The organism is Pseudomonas sp. KH_040, assembly GCF_057839305.1.
The window spans coordinates 6,599,423-6,616,163 of the sequence record NZ_CM174487.1; the positions used below are offsets into that span (position 1 = coordinate 6,599,423).

9 protein-coding genes are annotated in these 16,741 nt (G+C 60.1%); 4 read left to right on the top strand and 5 right to left on the bottom strand.

Features of this window, described 5'->3' with window-relative positions:
* Positions 1 to 180 precede the first annotated feature (180 nt).
* Positions 181 to 3,138, top strand: coding sequence for an autotransporter outer membrane beta-barrel domain-containing protein (locus AC3IUF_RS29570; protein WP_489279983.1), 2,958 nt, complete (start codon positions 181 to 183; stop codon positions 3,136 to 3,138).
* Positions 3,139 to 3,336: 198 nt separating this feature from the next.
* Positions 3,337 to 5,526, top strand: coding sequence for an autotransporter outer membrane beta-barrel domain-containing protein (locus tag AC3IUF_RS29575; protein WP_489279985.1), 2,190 nt, complete (start codon positions 3,337 to 3,339; stop codon positions 5,524 to 5,526).
* Between the two features lie 183 nt (positions 5,527 to 5,709).
* On the opposite strand, the gene oadA is transcribed toward AC3IUF_RS29575, so the two are convergent.
* Complete coding sequence (oadA, locus tag AC3IUF_RS29580) at positions 5,710 to 7,518, bottom strand: sodium-extruding oxaloacetate decarboxylase subunit alpha (RefSeq protein ID WP_007912076.1); 1,809 nt, start codon at positions 7,516 to 7,518, stop codon at positions 5,710 to 5,712.
* A gap of 11 nt (positions 7,519 to 7,529) precedes the next feature.
* Positions 7,530 to 8,945: an acetyl-CoA carboxylase biotin carboxylase subunit gene (locus AC3IUF_RS29585; protein WP_025112637.1), complete on the bottom strand. Its 1,416-nt coding sequence runs from the start codon at positions 8,943 to 8,945 to the stop codon at positions 7,530 to 7,532.
* 190 nt (positions 8,946 to 9,135) lie between these two features.
* Here AC3IUF_RS29585 and AC3IUF_RS29590 point away from each other — a divergent pair, with 190 nt between their 5' ends.
* Positions 9,136 to 10,098, top strand: coding sequence for a LysR family transcriptional regulator (locus tag AC3IUF_RS29590; RefSeq protein ID WP_007912073.1), 963 nt, complete (start codon positions 9,136 to 9,138; stop codon positions 10,096 to 10,098).
* On the opposite strand, the gene AC3IUF_RS29595 is transcribed toward AC3IUF_RS29590, so the two are convergent.
* The 3 genes from AC3IUF_RS29595 to AC3IUF_RS29605 form a co-directional block, all read right to left on the bottom strand.
* Positions 10,040 to 10,243, bottom strand: coding sequence for a PA3496 family putative envelope integrity protein (locus AC3IUF_RS29595; protein ID WP_007912072.1), 204 nt, complete (start codon positions 10,241 to 10,243; stop codon positions 10,040 to 10,042). The genes AC3IUF_RS29590 and AC3IUF_RS29595 overlap by 59 nt on opposite strands.
* A gap of 154 nt (positions 10,244 to 10,397) precedes the next feature.
* Positions 10,398 to 11,264 carry a transcriptional regulator HexR gene (gene hexR / locus AC3IUF_RS29600; RefSeq protein WP_007912071.1) on the bottom strand — a complete coding sequence of 289 codons (867 nt, stop codon included), beginning with the start codon at positions 11,262 to 11,264 and terminating at the stop codon, positions 10,398 to 10,400.
* Positions 11,265 to 11,391: 127 nt separating this feature from the next.
* Positions 11,392 to 14,262: a putative bifunctional diguanylate cyclase/phosphodiesterase gene (locus tag AC3IUF_RS29605; protein ID WP_489279988.1), complete on the bottom strand. Its 2,871-nt coding sequence runs from the start codon at positions 14,260 to 14,262 to the stop codon at positions 11,392 to 11,394.
* A gap of 257 nt (positions 14,263 to 14,519) precedes the next feature.
* Here AC3IUF_RS29605 and uvrD point away from each other — a divergent pair, with 257 nt between their 5' ends.
* A complete protein-coding gene (gene uvrD, locus AC3IUF_RS29610) occupies positions 14,520 to 16,703 on the top strand; it encodes a DNA helicase II (RefSeq protein ID WP_007912069.1) in 2,184 nt (727 codons plus the stop codon).
* The last annotated feature ends 38 nt before the right edge of the window (positions 16,704 to 16,741 follow it).

A 16,741-nucleotide genomic window follows, 5' to 3' on the forward strand; every position in this document is an offset into this window, starting at 1 on the left:
TTGAATCAAAACTTACCGCACCTAATGAGAGAAGCAGGCAAAAAAACTGCAACAAAATGCAGAAATTAATATATTTCAGCGCTGAAGATGCAAAACAATGCAAATCAACCACCGACATCATTCTGTAAAAACCCTTCGCTATACAGGACGGCCCGCTTATAACAAAAAGGCCGTCCGACCATGCCGTTCCCGCCCCAGCGTCTGTCCCTTGCCATTGCTCTGTTGATCGCTGCCACGGCAGCCCACGGCAAAACCGTGCAGATCGACACCGCCACCACGGCAGCACAAACGCTGGGTGGCAGCGACACGTTGACGATTTCCGCGCCGGGCAGCATCACCAACAGCGGCAAGGCCGTGAGCCTGAAAGACAAGACCAGCGGTGCCGGTGTGGTGATCGACAACGCCGGCAAAATCGTTTCCAGCGGTGGCCGGGCCATCGACAGCAGTGGCGACCTGACCCAGGCGCGCAACTACACGATTTACAACCGCAGCGGCGGGCAGATTCGCGGTGCCAACGACGCGTTGCGTATCGACAGCAACTTTGTCAGCGGCAGCCTGTTGATCGACAACAGCGGCGTGATTCGCTCCACCACCGGCCAGGGACTGGATCTCGATGCGCTGCGCAGTGACGGCGTGAAGACCACCATTATCAACCGCGTCGGCGGGCTGATTCGCGGCGACGCCAGCGACGGCATGAAGACCGGCGCGAATGCGACGATCAGCAACTATGGCGAGATTTCGTCCGGCGATTCGCACAATGCCGACGGGAAATTCGACGGCATCGATATCGATTCCGCGAGCGGCGTCAGTGTGACCAACTACGGGGTGATTTCCGGTGGCCGCCATGGCATCACCACCGATCTTGGCGCGACGCTGATCAACTACGGGCAGATCACCGGCCGCAATGGTTCCGGCTTCGGTTCCGACGGCGATGGCACGGTGATTAACCACGGCACCATCACTGGCGCTTACTCAGGCTTGCAAGCTAACGGTGACGGCGACGGCGTGGACATCGACAAGATCGCCCACATCGAAAACTACGGGACCATTCAAGGCGTCGGTGCCGGCGGTGTCGACAAGGGCGGTTTCGCCAATGGCAGCGAAGGTATCGCGCTGGGTGGCGGTTACATTCTCAACGCCAGCAACGCTTTGATCAGCGGCGCCGACAGCGCCATTCTGGTCGACGATGGCAGCGGCGGCTCGGGGCTGGCGGCGACCACTCTGGAAAACTTCGGCACCATTCAAGGCCTCAACGGTTTCGGCGTGAAGCTCGTCGGCGAGTTCGCCGACAACGTCATCAACGGCGGCACGATCAGTGGCAGCAATGGCCTGGCGCTGGATCTGGGCGGCGGTAACGACAGTCTGACCCTGCGCAACGGCAGTCGCTTTGTCGGCGTGGTGGATGGCGGCAGCGGTTACGACCGGGTGGTGATGGACGATGCGGCCGGTGGCAGCTTCGGCGCCAGTCGTAACTTCGAATGGCTGGAGGTCGAACAAGGTGCGTGGACACTCACAGGCAGCGGCGACTTCAGCGACGGCGGTGCAGTGCGCAACGGCGCAACACTGATCAATCAGGGCAGCATCGCCGGTAACCTGACCGTGGATGCCGGCGGTGTGTATGCCGGTGGCGGTTCGGTGGGCAGCCTCACTGTCAACGGCACATTGCGCACCGACACCGGACTCGGTCGCGCAACCATCGTTCGCGATTTGAACATGGGCAGCGCAGCCACCCTCGCCTACGGCGTCAACGCCGATGGCAGCAGCGCACCGGTACAAGTCGGCGGCATCGCCAATCTCAATGGCGCAACGCTCGCGGTCAATCCCGGTAGCGGCACGTATCCCTGGCAGAGCCACTACACCGTGCTGCAAGCGGCGCAGGTCAACGGCACCTTCGGCAAGGTCAGCAGCGACTATGCATTCCTGACGCCGACCCTTGCCTACACGCCTACCCAAGTTGACCTGACCTACACTCGAAACGACGTGGCTTTCAATGAGTTTGCCACGACCGGCAACGGCACAAACGCCGCCAACAGCCTCGCCTCAATCGGCAAAAACAGTGCGCTGTACAACGCCTTGCTCAATACCAGCCAAAGCAGCGCCGGCGCAGCAATCGAGCAACTGGCCGGTGCCAGCAACGCCAACCTGACCAACGCCACCCTCAGCGCCAGCAGTCAGGTCGGCAGCAGCATGCTCTCGGCGATGCAGCAAATGGGCGGCAGCCCGGGACTGCTGGTCGGCCTCGATCAACGCGACACGCCCGTGCTGGCGGCCAACGGCGTGCCGATCGAGGCGCGCAACCTGAATGATCCGAACGCTCGCGGCCGGCTCTGGCTGCAAGGCATCGGCGGCTACGGCAAGCTCGATGGCGAACACGGCAGCAGTGGTCTGGAACAACGCACCAAGGGCAGCGTGCTGGGCGCCGACTGGTCACTGAATCCAGCGTGGCGCCTGGGCGTACTGGGCGGTTATTCGAAAACCGATCTGGACGCGACCGGCGTCGACGGCAACGTCGAGAGCTGGCACGCCGGCGTCTACGCGCTGCACCAGAACGGCCCGATCGCTTTGCGCCTCGGCGCGGCGTACAGCGGCCATCAGGGCGAAAGCAAACGCACCATCGCCTTCAATGGTTTCAGCGACCGCCCGAAAGGCGATTACGACGCCGATAGCCAGCAAGCCTTCGCCGAACTCGGCTATGCCATGGGCAGCGGCCGCCTCAGCGCCGAGCCCTTCGCCAGCCTCGGTTATCAGCGCTACCACCGCGACAGCTATAAGGAAAAAGGCGGCGCCGCCGCGCTGCAAGTCGACAGCCAGACCCAGGACAACTTCAGCAGCACCTTCGGCCTGCGCCTGGCGCACTTGAGCAGCCTCGACAACGGCATGAGCGTGACCCCGCGCATGGCTGCTGGCTGGAAACACACTTACGGCGATGTCGGCGGCTCGACGCGTCAGGCGTTTGTGACTGGCGGCACGGCGTTCAGTGTCGATGGTAGCTCGCTGGATCGCGACAGCCTGGTGCTGGAAGCCGGGCTGGATGTGGGGATTTCTGCGCGGCACACGCTGGGTGTGGGATACAGCGGTGAGATCGGCAGCAACAGCCGCAATCACGGGTTGATCGGGCAGTGGCAGATGAGTTTTTGAGGTTGAACAGGCGGCGCGGTCTTGATTGGTTGTAGGAAAAAGAGCCGCTGCAGCCGAGCAAAACTCCGGGTTCCAGATCACACGGTCATTTTCTACAAAACGATGCGATGTCGCCTGCAAGCGTGCGGGAAGCAGCCGACATCGGATTTTCTGGGGCATCAATAGAGTTGGGTCTCCTTTCAGAAAAGGCCTAACCTAATGCCCCGTCAACACACTTTCAAACCAAAACACTTGGCTTTGGCCATTTCGCTGGCGCTGGCTTGTGTAGAGCTTGCCAACGCTCAGCAATCCTCTGAAGTCGCTGATTCAACCGCAGTCGTGAATGCCAATGAATTGCCCAAAACCAGCGCTAAAGAAATGGCGCTTGAACGACTCAAGGGATTTCTCACCGACCCAAGTACGGTACCCATCGCTTTTAAAACCCCTGAAGAAACGTTTAAAGGTACCGCTGTAAACGATCTGATCACACTCACGGACGGCGCAAGCTTTACCGGCCTGCTGGATGGTGGCGCAGGAGATAACGTCCTGTTCCTGGATGCAGCGGCAGGCGGCGAGCTGAAAGACACGCGTAATTTCAACGGCCTGCTCCTCAGCCGGGGCGACTGGACTCTGAGTTCCAAGGGTGACTTCAAGGACGGCGTGCTGGTCAACAGCGGTACCGCTTTGACCAACCTGGGGGGCATCAAGGGCGATGTCTATGTCGAAAGAGGTGGCAGCTTTGCAGGTAAAGGCGCTGTGGGCAGCCTGGAGGTCGCCGGCCTGCTCTCCGTCAATGGGGCACTCGGCAGTCCGCGCGTGAAAGGCGACTTGCGCTTGTCCCCAACCGCCGAGCTGGCTTATGAGGTCACGCCCAGTGGCAGTCAAACGATCAAGGTCGATGGCACTGCCAGGCTGGAAGGTGCAACCCTGAACGTCGTTGCCGTTCCAGGGGAGTATCCGCAAAGTCGCCAGTACAAAATCATCGAAGCCGGCAAGGTAGAAGGCGAATTCGGCAAGGTCCTTAACAACCTCGCCTTTATGACCGCCACACCTCAGTACAACAAAAAATCCGTCGGGCTGACTTATGCCCGTAACGGTGAGCCGCTTGCGAGCTTTGCCACGACAGACAACGGTCGTGCAGTTGCCGACAGCATTGTCGAACCACAAACGCCTGCGCCATTCGCGACGCCAACGCCAACGCCATTGACGGCTTCCGCATCAGTTCCAGTTCCAGTTCCAGTTCCAGTTCCGCCATCGGCGTCGACGCTCGTTGCAGAGTCCGTCCCATCGCCAATGCAGGACGAACCTCTTACTGCGCAAGTTAACGAGACCGCCGAACAGCCCGCCCCTGCGCCACTAAAACCCACAAATGCAGCAGTCGCCGCACTACTGACCAGCGACAAAACCACCGCCCCCGTCGCCATCGAACAACTCGCCGCCGGCAGCAACGCCAATCTCGCCAAAGCCACGCTAAGCAGTATCACTCCGGTGAGCGCGAGCATGCTCTCGGCCATGCAGCAACTGAATAGCCGTTACGGTTCTGCCTACGGTTCCGGCAACTCACCGCGTCAGGCCGCCGGCGGCGCCGATTCCGGGCGGGTGTGGATTCAGGCGCTCGGCCATGGCGGCAAGGTTGACCGCGAGTTCGACAGCACCCTGAAACACGCGACCCAAGGCCTGGTCATGGGCGCCGACTGGCGGCTCGATGAGCAATGGCATATCGGCCTGGTCGGTGGTAAATCGCAAACCAGACTCGACGCTCGGCAATACGATGGCGACCTCGACAGCTGGCACCTCGGCGCCTACGCCGTGCGCCAGGACGGACCGTTCTCACTGCGTCTCGGGGCGACCTATGCCAGCCATGACGGCGACAGCAAGCGGCGAGTGGCCTTCAACGGCTTCAGCGATCGTCTCAAGGGCAACTATGACGCCAACACCCAGCAAGCCTTTGCCGAACTGGCGGTCAATGTTGGCCGGCACAACGCGACGCTCGAACCGTTCGCCAGCCTCGGCTATCAGCGCTATCAGCGCGACAGCTACAGCGAAAAAGGTGGGGATGCAGCGCTGAAAGTCTTTGGGCAAACCCGCGACAACCTCAGCAGCACCTTCGGCCTGCGCACGGCAAAAATCACTCGGCTGGATAACGGCATGACGCTGACGCCGCGATTCAGTGCCGGTTGGAAACACACCTTTGGCGAGATCGAAAGCGACACCCGCCAACAACTGGTCAAGGGTGGCAAGCGGTTTGAGGTTGCCGGTGCCGCGCTGGATCGCAACAGCCTGTCGGTGGATGCCGGCCTCGATCTTGGGCTGTCAGCCAATCACTCCGTCGGCGTTGGTCTTACCGGTGAAATGGCCACTGACAGCCGCACTCACGGCGTGATGGGCCAATGGCGCATGGCGTTTTAACTGACACAACATTTTCTGTAGGAGCTGCCGAAGGCTGCGATCTTTTGATCTTTGTTTTTATTAACCCAAAACAACATCAAAAGATCGCAGCCTTCGGCAGCTCCTACAGGTGAAAAATTCAGGCAAAAAAAAGGGGAGCACATGCCCCCCCGAGGTTTAAAGCGTTGGATCGCGGCCGTTATCTCAGCCTTCGATCTCGATCAGAATTTCACCCGGATTGACCCGATCACCCTTGGCCACATGAATGGCGGTGACCTTGCCGGCAACCGCAGCCTGGACTTCGGTTTCCATCTTCATCGCTTCGGTGATCAGCACAGCCTGACCCGCCTTGACGGTGTCACCCTCCTTGACCAGCACATCGACGATGTTGCCCGGCATGGTGGTGCTGACGTGGCCCGGCGCCGAGGCTTGCTTGCGCTTGCTGCTGCCACCGCTGACGAACTCGTTGAGCGGCTCAAACACCACTTCTTCCGGCATGCCGTCGATGGACAGGTAGAAGTGACGCTTGCCTTCAGCCTTGACGCCGACACCGGTGATGTCGACGCGGTAGGTTTCGCCGTGGACGTCGATAACGAACTCGGTCGGCACGCCTTCGCCGCCAGCCTTGGTCACACCGCCAGCCTCTGGAATCGGCAGCAGCACTTCCGGCGTGAGGGTTCCGGCGGCGCGCTCTTCGAGGAACTTGCGACCGATGTCCGGGAACATGGCGAAGGTCAGCACGTCTTCTTCCGACTTGGCCAGTGCGCCGATGTCGGCACGCAGCTTGGTCATTTCCGGCTTGAGCAGATCGGCCGGACGCACATCGATGACTTCTTCACTGCCGATCGCCTGACGACGCAGTTTTTCGTTCACTACGCCCGGTGCTTTGCCATAGCCGCCTTGCAGGTAAAGCTTCACTTCGTTGGTGATAGTCTTGTAGCGCTCGCCGGCCAGCACGTTGAAGAACGCCTGGGTGCCGACGATCTGCGAGGTCGGCGTCACCAGCGGCGGGAAGCCAAGGTCTTCACGTACACGCGGGATTTCCGCGAGGACTTCAGCCATGCGGTTGAGTGCGCCCTGCTCTTTCAACTGGTTGGCAAGGTTGGAGATCATCCCGCCCGGCACCTGGTTGACTTGCACGCGAGTGTCGACCGCGGTGAATTCGCTTTCGAACTGGTGGTACTTCTTACGCACGGCGTAGAAGTAAAGGCCGATCTCTTGCAGCAGCTCGAGGTTCAGGCCGGTGTCGAACTCGGTGCCTTTGAGTGCAGCAACCATCGACTCAGTGCCTGGATGGCTGGTGCCCGAGGCGAAGCTGGAGATTGCGGTGTCGATATGATCGGCGCCGTTTTCGATCGCCTTGAGTTGGCACATGGTCGCCAGACCGGCGGTGTCGTGCGAGTGGATAAACACCGGCAGCGATTGCTCGGCTTTCAACGCACGCACCAGTTCACCGGTGGCGTACGGGGTCAACAAGCCAGCCATGTCCTTGATCGCCACCGAGTCGCAACCCATGGCTTCCATCTGCTTGGCTTGGGCCACGAACGCATCGATGGTGTGAACCGGACTGGTGGTGTAAGCGATGGTGCCTTGCGCATGTTTGCCGGCCGCCTTCACCGCTTCGATGGCCACGCGCAGGTTACGCACGTCGTTCATCGCGTCGAAAATGCGGAACACGTCGATGCCATTTACCGCAGCCTTGGCGACGAACGCTTTGACCACGTCATCGCTGTAATGGCGGTAGCCCAGCAGGTTCTGGCCGCGCAAAAGCATTTGCAGACGCGTGTTAGGCAGCGCCGCACGCAGTTGGCGCAGACGCTCCCACGGGTCTTCTTTGAGGAAGCGGACGCAGGCGTCGAACGTCGCACCGCCCCAGCATTCCAGCGACCAGTAGCCGACTTTGTCGAGCTTGTCGCAGATCGGCAGCATGTCTTCGGTGCGCATGCGGGTGGCGAGCAGCGATTGGTGAGCGTCGCGCAGGATGGTATCGGTGACAAAGATCTTCTTGGACATTGTTGTATTCCTCACAGGCCTGCGTGGGCGGCGATGGCGGCGGCGATGGCCAGGGCCAGCTCTTCGGGTTTGCGCTTGATCGAGTAGTTGGTCAGTTCCGGGTGGCTTTCAACAAAGCTGGTATTGAACTGGCCGCTACGGAATTCCGGGTTGCGCAGGATTTCCTGATAGTACGCCGCGGTGGTCTTCACCCCCTGCAGACGCATGTCGTCGAGGGCGCGCAGACCACGGTCCATCGCCTCTTCCCAGGTCAGCGCCCAGACCACCAGCTTCAGGCACATCGAATCGTAGAACGGCGGAATGGTGTAGCCGGTGTAGATCGCTGTGTCGGTGCGCACGCCCGGACCGCCGGGGGCGTAGTAACGGGTGATCTTGCCGAAACTCGGCAGGAAGTTGTTCTTCGGGTCCTCAGCGTTGATACGGAACTGCAACGCGAAACCACGGTGCTGGATGTCTTCCTGCTTGACCGACAACGGCAGGCCGGAGGCGATGCGAATCTGCTCGCGAACGATATCGATCCCGGTGATCTCTTCGGTGATGGTGTGTTCCACCTGCACCCGGGTGTTCATCTCCATGAAGTACACCTCGCCCTCGGCGAGCAGGAACTCCACAGTACCGGCGTTCTCGTAACCTACAGCCTTGGCTGCACGCACCGACAGGTCGCCGATGTAGGCGCGCTGTTCCGGAGTCAGTTGCGGGCTCGGGGCGATTTCGATGAGCTTCTGGTTGCGACGCTGGATCGAGCAATCACGCTCGAACAGGTGCACGACGTTGCCAAAGCTGTCGCCGAGAATCTGCGCTTCGATGTGCTTGGGATTGACGATGCATTTTTCCAGGAACACTTCGGCAGAACCGAACGCCTTGGTCGCTTCGGAAATCACCCGAGGGAAATTCTGTTCGAGTTCTTCGCGGCTATTGCAGCGACGGATACCGCGCCCGCCACCACCGGAAGTGGCTTTGAGCATCACCGGGTAACCGATGCGGTCGCCCTCGGCCAAGGCTTCTTCGATGTCGGCAACATTGCCTTCGGTACCCGGCGTAACCGGCACACCGGCCTTGATCATGCTGCGCCGCGCTTCGGTCTTGTCGCCCATGCGGCGAATGACTTCCGCCGACGGGCCAATGAATTTGATGCCGCGTTCAGCGCATATGTCTGCCAGCTCGGCGTTTTCCGAGAGGAAACCGTAACCGGGGTGCAACGCATCGCAGCCGGTTTCAACCGCCAGGTTCACCAGCTTGCGCGGGTTCAGGTAACCGGCCAGTGGCTCGGCACCGATGCTATGGGCCTCGTCCGCACGCTTCACATGCAACGCATGACGGTCGGCGTCGGAAAAAATCGCAACCGAGCGAATGCCCATTTCGGCGCAGGCTCGCACGATTCGTACGGCAATCTCACCACGGTTGGCGATCAGGATCTTTGTTATCACTTGGAGGTTCCCTTGAGCCGGTGGCACCACGACCTGCTAGACCCAGGTCGACGCGTGACCAAATGTTTCAATTTAGTCGCAGGTCCACACTAGCGCTCATGAGGGATTAACAAAAATGAATAAAAATTGGGTCAGGCATAAGCAAAGACTTATAGTTGAAACATCAGCCCGCCGTCAGAGCCTATAAAAAATGCGTAAGTCCTTGATGCGTATGACATTACGCCAATTGCAGATCTTCAACGAAGTGTGTGATTTACGCTCTTACAGCCGCGCAGCCGAGGAAATGTCCCTCACGCAACCGGCCGTCAGCCTACAGATTCGTCAGCTCGAGGAGCTGATCGGCCAGCCATTATTCGATTATGTCGGTAAAAAGCTCTACATGACCGAGGCTGCCGAGGCCCTCCAGCGCGCAAGCCGGGACATCTTCGGACGCCTGGAAAACCTCGATATGCAACTGTCGGACATGCAGGGCTCGTTGCAGGGTCAGCTGAAACTGGCGGTCGAATCGAGCGCCAAATACTTCGTCCCGCACCTGTTCGCCGCGTTCAAGCGCCAGCACCCGGAAGTGAATCTGCAATTGACGGTAGTCAACCGTGGTCAAGTGATCCGGCGGCTGTCGGACAACCGCGATGATCTGGTGATTATGTCGATGGTGCCGCAGGACATGGGCCTGGAGTTCTTGCCGTTCCTCAACAATCCGATCGTTGCCGTGGCGCGTCCGGATCATCCGTTGGCGCACATGGGCCCGTTGCGTTTGCAGGATCTTGAACCCTATACATTGCTGATCCGTGAACCGGGTTCGGGCACGCGACTGGCCTGCGAAGAGTATTTCAAAGAGAAGCGCGTGCACTTCACCCAGACGCAGGAAGTGGCCTCGGCCGAAGCTCAGCGTGAATGCGTGCAGGCGGGTCTGGGCCTGGCGCTGTTGACGCGCCACGCCCTGAACCTGGAGCTGGCGACCGGCGGACTCGTCGAGCTGCCGGTCGAGGAATTGCCGCTGCTGCGCAGCTGGTGCCTGGTGCAAGCCAAAGCCAAACGCCTGTCACCGGTGGCGCACGCCTTCCTGGCGTTTATCCGCAGCGAACGCGTGCAGATCAGCGCGCTGGTTGAGCGTTTCGACGGGAAGCTGCGGGCGTTGCCTGCCAGTGATTGATCTCGGGAAAGTCGCCGATTTCGGCCTGAAGCTGACGGAGTTCGAAGCGATCTTCGATAGCGCGGCGAAATTCCATGCGGCGCTGGTCTTCCTGCTGACGACGGGTTTTCGCGGCGCTGTTGCGTTCTTCGTAGGGCTGAGCCATTTCGAGTCTCCCAAGGCGATTACGGGAGTTTCACGATAGGCGGGAGGGATGACGGTTTGATGAAAGTTGCCGCCCAAAAAGCAAAAGATCGCAGCCTTCGGCAGCTCCTACATTGATCCGTGTAGGAGCTGCCGAAGGCTGCGATCTTTTGATCTTAATCATCCAGGGCTTTGGCGGCCTTGGGCGATAAGCGCAAGCTGCGCAGACTGCGCTTCACGCTCTTGAGGTGATTGACCAGGCTTGGCCCGCGCGCCATCGCTACGCCCATCGCCAGCACATCGATCACCACCAGGTGCGCGATACGCGACGTCAGCGGCGTATAAATCTCCGTGTCTTCATGCACATCGATCGCCAGATTGACCGTCGACAATTCGGCCAACGGCGTCTGGCTCGGACACAGGGTAATCAGCGATGCCCCGCTCTCGCGCACCAGATTGGCAGTGATCAGCAAATCCTTGGAACGCCCCGACTGCGAAATGCAGATCGCCACATCGGTCGGCTTCAACGTTACCGCCGACATTGCCTGCATGTGCGGATCGGAATACGCCGCCGCCGTCAGCAGCAAACGAAAGAACTTGTGCTGCGCATCCGCCGCCACTGCACCCGAGGCACCGAAGCCATAGAACTCGACGCGCTGCGCCTGCGACATCAACGTCACTGCGCGCTGCAACTCGACCGGATCGAGCTTCTCGCGAACCTCCATCAAGGTGTGCAACGTGGTGTCGAAAATCTTCAGGCTGTAATCGGCAACCGAGTCGTCTTCATGGATCGCGAACTGGCCGAAGCTGGCACCGGCGGCCAGGCTTTGCGCCAGTTTGAGTTTGAGATCCTGAAAACCGGAACAACCGATGGCGCGACAGAAGCGCACGATAGTCGGCTCACTGATGCCGACGCTGTGGGCCAGGTCGGCCATGGAACTGTGCATCACCGCCGCAGGGTCAAGCAGCACGTGGTCGGCGACCTTGAGCTCCGACTTGCGTAACAGGTGACGTGACTGGGCGATGTGTTGCAGCAGATTCAAGGGGCTGGACTCTTCTTATGGGCAAGGATGTAGCACGCTTGTAGTTATACTACATGAATTGGCTTTTTGCCTGCTCAATGCGTAACTCCATGTCCCCATATCAGGCGCGATGAGGAGCATGTAGCCCTTAAAACGGATTATCCTGCGCGCGCAAAAGCCCGGCCAGACTGGCAGCCTCCACAGGCCGACTGATCAGATAACCCTGCACCTCATCGCAGCGCTCAACGCGTAAAAATTCCAGCTGCTCCAGGCGCTCGACACCTTCAGCTACCACCTTCAGCGATAGTCCATGCGCCATGGCGATGATCGCGCGAGTGATCGCCGCGTCTTCGCTGCCCTCACCCAACCCGCGAATGAACGCCTGATCGATCTTCACGTAATCCACCGGAATGCGCTTGAGGTAACTCAACGACGAATAGCCTGTGCCGAAATCGTCAATGGCCAGTTTCACGCCCAGATCACGTAGCTGCTGGAAGGTCGCGATGATGTGTTCGACGCTGTCGAGCAACTGGCTTTCGGTCAATTCCAGTTCGAGGTAGTGCGGCGCCAGACCGGTTTCCTCCAGCACCTGCCGCACCAGACTGACCAGTTTGCCCTGGCGCAATTGATGCACCGACAGGTTCACCGAAACGCGGATCGGTTCCAGCCCCTGGCGCTGCCATTCGCAAGCCTGCCAGCATGCCTGACGCAAGACGAATTCGCCGATTGGCCCGATCAGACCGGTTTCCTCGGCCAGTCCGATGAAATCCCCCGGCGGCACCCGGCCCATGGTCGGATGATCCCAACGCACCAGTGCTTCCGCGGCATTCAACCGCCCGGTTTCAAGGCACAACTTCGGTTGATAGAACACTTTGAGCTGCTTTTCTTCGATGGCTTTGCGCAACTGATTTTCCAGCTGCAAGCGCTCAAGGGTGCTGGCTTGCAGGCTGTCGGTGTAGAACTGGAAGTTGTTGCCGCCCAAATGCTTGGCGTGTTGCATAGCCATGTTCGACTGGCTGACCAGCGCAGAAATCTCCCGAGCGTTGTCTGGCAGCATGCTGATGCCCATCGAGGCGCTGACCACCAGCTCATGCCCCTCGACCGTCAGTGGCAGTCGCAACTTGCTCGACAGGCGCGTGGCAACCCGGGCCAGACTCGACAGGTTGCCGTAGGCATCGAACAGCACGGCGAATTCGTCGCCGGACAACCGCGCGATGGTGTCCGCTTCCGGCAAGGCGTTGACCAGACGGCGCGCCATTTTCTGCAGCAACTGGTCGGCAATCTCATGGCCGAGGCTGTCGTTGAGCAATTTGAAGCGATCCAGATTGATGTGCAGCAACGCCAGACTGCGCCGGCCTTGACGCGAGCGCTGATGCGCTTCATGCAAACGCTCGCGAAACAGTGAGCGGTTGGCCAGCCCGGTGAGTTCGTCGTAATGGGTCAGATAGCGCAGGCGCTCTTCAGATTCGCGTCGCGCCGACAGATCGGCGAAGAAGCCGACGATATGACTGACATTTCCCCGACCATCACGTACCGCATTAAGTTGCAGCCACTGCGGATACAGCTCGCCGTTTTTGCGCGTCTCCACCAGTTCGCCCTGCCAACTGCCATGCTGCTCAAGCGCATGGCGGATCGCCACGTAATGACGGCGGGCATCGCGGCTGCACGGTAATTCGACGACATTGCGCCCGAGCATGTCTTCGATGTCGTAGCCGGTGACGCGGCTGAACGCCTGATTGATCGCGATCAGCGCATAGTTCGGGTCCAGAATCACGATGCCTTCACTGGCCGCTTCGAATACGGTCGCCGCCAGGCGCTGCTGCTCTTCGAGGCTTTTGCTGGCACTGATGTCGCGGCGGGTGCCGACCATGCGGATCACCCGACCGCCGTCGCTGCGTTCTACCGCGCGGCCACGGTCTTCGATCCAGACCCAATGGCCATCGCCGTGGCGTACGCGGTATTCGATCTGATAGTCCTCGGTACGACCCTTCAAGTGCTCGATCAACGCGTATTTCAGCGTCGGCACATCGTCTGGATGCAGACGTGGCTTGAGGTCGCGCAACAGCGCCGTGACGTATTCCGGAGCGAGGCCGAACAGCTCCTGAATCTGCGTGTGGTGAACTTCGTCGGTTTGCAGGTTCCAGTCCCACAACCCCAACTCACTGGCCTTCAACGCCAGCGCCAGCCGCGCCTCGCTTTTGCTCAGGGCCTGATTGGCGGCGTCCAGTTCAAGGCTGCGCTGGACCACGCGGTCTTCGAGTTCGACCTGCGCTTCACGCAACTTGCCCTCGGCGCAGCGGCGCTGGTCGATTTCTTTGGCCAACTCTTGATTGAGCTGTTCGCTGCGCGCCTGCGTCTGTTGCAGGTGTTCGATCAAGTGCTGATTCTGGAAGCGCCGTAGCAAGCCGCGATCGATCAGCCGATTGACCTGCCATGCCACCACGCTCAGCGAGCCGAGCAGGATCAGGCCGAGCCAGCCCCAACCGCGCGCCTGCTCGTCACCGCCCCAGAACAGATAACCGATCGCCGGCAACAGACAGGGCAAGGTAAAGGAGAGAAACGCTGGCAGACTCACCGCGTAGGCAACGCTGGCCGACAGGGTTGCTGCGCCAATCAGGCCGAACACCCAAGCCTGTTGGATGAAGTTGTCGGCGGGCACCAAGGCGATGCCGGCACCGGCCAGGGTCAGGCCGGTCATGGTCGAGCCAAGCAGAAACATCCGCCGCCAGATCGGTTGCGCCTGACGATCAGGGATCGCCGAATCGAATGCCGCCACCTGAATCACCCGCAGCGCGACCAATGACAGCAACCATACCAGCCAGACGCTGACCACGAAGTAGCGCTGCGGGCTCCAGAGCAGGCCGGCGCAGACCAGACCATTGATCAACATGAACAGCGTGGGCAACAACGAGCCCTGATACAGCAGACGCGTGCGCTCGACCGCCATTTCGACGGCATAGTGCTTGCGGATAACCCGGGGTTCCACGGAGGGGCCCGACAGTTCGGAGCTGAGGGTCATGGGCAACGTTCTTGTTCTTATAAGGAGGGCGTGCGCCCGAAACGTGGACCGAGCATACACAAGCCGATCCCGTTGCCAAACTGCTCCAGATCATAATTTCACCGAAACTGTTCCGCCCTTTGCCACCGGCCAAACCCTTGAAGCGCGGCGGGCCGATGCCTGCAGGCAGTGACCGACCGGTCGTCATCGACAGGACTTTCATCGGCTAATGCAAAGCTCGGTTTGCCCGGGCCTGCGGCGCACCCTAGAATGCCCCGATGCGCGATGATCTCTCCCTTCTGCTGAACTCCCTCAACGATGCCCAACGCCAGGCCGTAGCAGCCCCCGTTGGCCGTCAGTTGGTCCTGGCCGGTGCTGGCTCCGGTAAAACCCGAGTGCTGGTGCACCGTATCGCCTGGTTGATCCAGGTCGAAAACGCCTCGCCCCACTCCATCCTGTCGGTGACCTTCACCAACAAGGCCGCTGCCGAGATGCGTCACCGCATCGAGCAGTTGCTGGGCATCAACCCGGCCGGCATGTGGGTCGGCACCTTCCACGGCCTGGCGCACCGCTTGCTGCGGGCGCACTGGCAGGAAGCGGGCCTGAGCCAGACCTTCCAGATTCTCGACAGCGACGACCAGCAACGGCTGGTCAAGCGGGTGATCCGCGAGCTCGGTCTCGATGAGCAACGCTGGCCGGCACGTCAGGCGCAGTGGTTCATCAACGGCCAGAAAGACGAAGGCCTGCGCCCGCAACACATTCAGGCCAGCGGCGATTTGTACCTGGCGACCATGCGCGGCATTTACGAAGCCTACGAGGCGGCGTGCCAGCGTGCCGGCGTTATCGATTTCTCCGAACTGCTGCTGCGCGCCCTCGACCTCTGGCGCGATCATCCGGGCCTGCTGGCGCATTACCAAAAGCGCTTCCGACATATTCTGGTGGACGAGTTCCAGGACACCAACGCCGTGCAATACGCCTGGTTGCGCCTGCTCGGCAAGGGCGGCGACAGCCTGATGGTGGTGGGCGACGACGACCAGTCGATTTACGGCTGGCGTGGCGCGAAGATCGAAAACATTCATCAGTATTCTTCCGACTTCGCCGATTCGGTGACCATTCGTCTGGAGCAGAATTATCGCTCCACCGCCGGCATCCTCAAGGCTGCCAACGCCCTGATTGCCAATAACACCGGGCGCCTCGGCAAAGAACTGTGGACCGACGGCGGCGATGGCGAAGCGATCAATCTGTACGCTGCGTTCAACGAACACGACGAAGCACGCTACGTTGTCGAAACCATCGAAAGCGCGCTGAAAACCGGCTTGGCCCGTAGTGATATTGCGATTCTGTATCGCTCCAACGCCCAATCACGCGTTTTGGAAGAAGCTTTACTGCGTGAACGCATTCCGTATCGCATCTATGGCGGTCAGCGCTTCTTCGAGCGTGCGGAAATCAAGAACGCGATGGCGTACCTGCGTTTGCTCGAAGGTCGCGGCAACGATGCGGCGCTGGAACGGGTAATCAACGTTCCAGCCCGTGGTATCGGTGAAAAAACCGTCGAAGCGATCCGCGACCATGCACGGCACAGCGATGTGTCGATGTGGGAAGCCATGCGCCAATTGGTCGCCAACAAAGGCCTGACCGGTCGCGCTGCCGGTGCGCTGGGTGCGTTTATCGAGTTGATCGAGAACCTCGCCGCCAAGTGCATGGAAATGCCGTTGCACCTGATGACGCAAACCGTCATCGAACAGTCCGGCCTGATTGCCTACCACGAAGCGGAAAAAGGTGAGAAAGGCCAGGCCCGGGTAGAAAACCTTGAGGAACTGGTCAGCGCCGCACGCAACTTCGAAAACACCGAAGAAGACGAAGAGCTGACGCCGCTGGCGGCATTCCTCGGCCACGCTTCGCTGGAGGCGGGTGACACTCAGGCCGACGAGCACGAAGACAGTATTCAGTTGATGACGCTGCACAGCGCCAAGGGACTGGAATTCCCTTACGTGTTCCTCGTCGGTATGGAGGAAGGCCTGTTCCCGCACAAGATGAGCCTGGAAGAACCCGGTCGTCTTGAAGAGGAACGGCGTCTGGCCTACGTCGGTATCACCCGGGCGATGCAGAATCTGGTGATGACCTATGCGGAAACCCGACGCCTGTACGGCAGTGAAACCTATAACAAGGTTTCGCGTTTCGTCCGCGAAGTGCCGAAAGGCCTGATTCAGGAAGTGCGTTTGTCGAACAGCGTCAGCCGTCCGTTCGGCGGCAACCAGTCGATGAGCGGCAGCAACCTGTTCAGTGGCAGCGAAATCCCGGAAACGGGGTTCAGCCTCGGTCAGGCGGTACGCCATTCGATCTTTGGTGACGGCGTGATCCTCAACTTCGAAGGTGCCGGCGCGCAGGCGCGGGTGCAGGTCAACTTCAGCGAAGGCAGCAAGTGGCTGATGCTCGGTTACGCCAAGCTGGAAGCGATCTGACGACCTGCACTGAACAAATGTGGGAGCGAGCCTGCTCG

Coding starts and splice junctions, on each gene's coding strand:
- AC3IUF_RS29570 (WP_489279983.1), top strand. CDS start 181: ATGCCGTTCCCGCCCCAGCGTCTGTCCCTTGCCATTGCTCTGTTGATC.
- AC3IUF_RS29575 (WP_489279985.1), top strand. CDS start 3,337: ATGCCCCGTCAACACACTTTCAAACCAAAACACTTGGCTTTGGCCATT.
- oadA (WP_007912076.1), bottom strand. CDS start 7,518: ATGTCCAAGAAGATCTTTGTCACCGATACCATCCTGCGCGACGCTCAC.
- AC3IUF_RS29590 (WP_007912073.1), top strand. CDS start 9,136: ATGCGTAAGTCCTTGATGCGTATGACATTACGCCAATTGCAGATCTTC.
- AC3IUF_RS29595 (WP_007912072.1), bottom strand. CDS start 10,243: ATGGCTCAGCCCTACGAAGAACGCAACAGCGCCGCGAAAACCCGTCGT.
- AC3IUF_RS29605 (WP_489279988.1), bottom strand. CDS start 14,262: ATGACCCTCAGCTCCGAACTGTCGGGCCCCTCCGTGGAACCCCGGGTT.
- uvrD (WP_007912069.1), top strand. CDS start 14,520: ATGCGCGATGATCTCTCCCTTCTGCTGAACTCCCTCAACGATGCCCAA.